Origin of the sequence: Achromobacter sp. DH1f (genome assembly GCF_000633435.1) — a bacterium.
Lineage (GTDB): Bacteria > Pseudomonadota > Gammaproteobacteria > Burkholderiales > Burkholderiaceae_B > Achromobacter > Achromobacter deleyi.
Map to the genome: position 1 here is coordinate 1 of NZ_AYMF01000049.1, position 1,788 is coordinate 1,788.

General features: G+C 64.5%; 1 protein-coding gene and 1 tRNA gene. Both read right to left on the bottom strand.

Going from position 1 to position 1,788, the window contains the following annotated elements; all coding sequences use genetic code 11:
* Nucleotides 1–200: 200 nt before the first annotated feature.
* Nucleotides 201–277, bottom strand: a tRNA-Met gene (locus U858_RS0131975).
* A 146-nt stretch (nt 278–423) separates the two neighbouring features.
* Nucleotides 424–1,740, bottom strand: coding sequence for an ergothioneine biosynthesis protein EgtB (gene egtB, locus U858_RS0131980; protein WP_025141181.1), 1,317 nt, complete (start codon nt 1,738–1,740; stop codon nt 424–426).
* Nucleotides 1,741–1,788: the final 48 nt, after the last annotated feature.

The window sequence follows — 1,788 nt, forward strand, 5'->3', positions numbered from 1 at the left end:
GCGGTCAGCGCCAGGGCGGCGGCAACCGTCGCCAGGGTCTTTTTCAGCGCAGTTTTCTGCGCAGTTTTCGGGTCACTGGGGTGGGCAAGTCGAATCAGGGGCAGCGGCATGTCGATGCTCTTTCCGGGGGGGATCGCGCAGCATTCTAAATGGCCCAATGCAAAAAGGCCTTCACTTTCGTGAAGGCCTTTTTAAATTCTTGGTGGCGCATCCCTGATTCGAACAGGGGACCTGCGGATTATGATTCCGTCGCTCTAACCGGCTGAGCTAATGCGCCATCTTTTTCGCGCCCCAGGTTTCAGTTTCAAACCGCAGTTTCAAGCTGCTGTTTCAAACGAAGCTGAGTAACGAAGAACGAAATTCTAGCATGAAATTTTTTGGCAATGCAACTGGGTGGGGGGCGTTTTTTTAACGTCCCCCGCCTCAGGCATCCCGCGCCAGCCGGATGCCCGAAAACTGCCACCGGGCCTCGGGCGGGAAGAAATTGCGATAGCTGGGCCGGATATGGCCGCGTGGCGTGGCGCAGGAGCCGCCGCGCAGCACGTACTGGTTGCACATGAACTTGCCGTTGTATTCGCCTACCGCCCCGGCGTCGGGGGTAAAGCCCGGGTAGGCGTCATAGCTGGTGGCGGTCCATTCCCAGGCGTCGCCATACAGTTGTGCAGGGCCACTGGCGCCGAGTCGGGCGGGGGCGGGGCGGGGGTCCAGATGGCCGTTTTCCAGCAGGTTGGCGCGGCTGGCATAGCTGGCGTCCGGTAGCTGCCGGGCGGCGTGCTCCCATTCCGCCTCCCGCGGCAAGCGCACGCGGGCCCAGCGCGCATAGGCGTCGGCCTCGAAATAGCTGATGTGGGTGACCGGGGCCTGCAATTCCAGTTCCTGCATGCCGCGCAGCGTGAACACCTGCCAATCGTCGCGCTGGCCTTCCCAGTAGAGCGGCGCACGCCAGCCCTCGGCGCACACCCGTTCCCAACCCAGCGACAGCCACAGTTCCGGGCGCTTGTAGCCGCCGTCGCGGATGAAGGCCAGGTATTCGTGCTGGGTCACCAGCCGGTCCGCCAGGTGAAAGGGCGCCAGCAACACGTCGTGCGCGGGACCTTCGTTGTCGAAGCCGAAGCCGTTGCCGTCGTGGCCGATACGGACGATGCCGCCCGGGTAGCGGGTCCAGCCGGCGGGCGTGCCGGGCGGCAGCGCGGGCGAGCCCGAGGCCACGTAGGCCGGCCGAAGCGGGTTGCCCGACAGCATGTGCTTGACGTCCGTCAGGATCAGTTCCTGGTGCTGCTGTTCGTGATTCAGCCCCAGTTCCAGCAACGCATCGAACGCCGGGTCGTTGCCGCCCAGCCGCGAGATCAGTTCATGCATGGCGTGGTCGATATGCTGGCGGTAATGCAGCACGTCGGACAGCGGGGGGCGCGACAGCAGCCCTCGTTGCGGCCGCGGATGCTTGGCGCCGACCGCGTTGTAGTAGGAATTGAACAGCATCCGGTACTGCGGATGGAACACCGAATAGGGTGGATGAAAATGCGTCAGCAGGAAGGTCTCGAAGAACCAGGTCGTGTGCGCCAGATGCCATTTGACGGGACTGCAATCGGGCATGGATTGCACCTGGCAGTCTTCGGGGCTCAGGGGCGCGGCCAGCGCGGTGCTGGTGGCGCGCACGGCGTCGTACCGGTCGTGCTGGCCCGCCTGTCCGGCGGCATAGGGGCCGTTGGCGGGGTGGGTCAGCAGGCAGGCAGGTTCCATGGCAATCCTCCAGGAGCGGGTTGATAGGGTAGGGCGTCAGGCGCGCGC

Excerpts from the sequence above, each read along its gene's own strand:
- egtB (WP_025141181.1), bottom strand. The coding sequence starts at position 1,740 with ATGGAACCTGCCTGCCTGCTGACCCACCCCGCCAACGGCCCCTATGCC.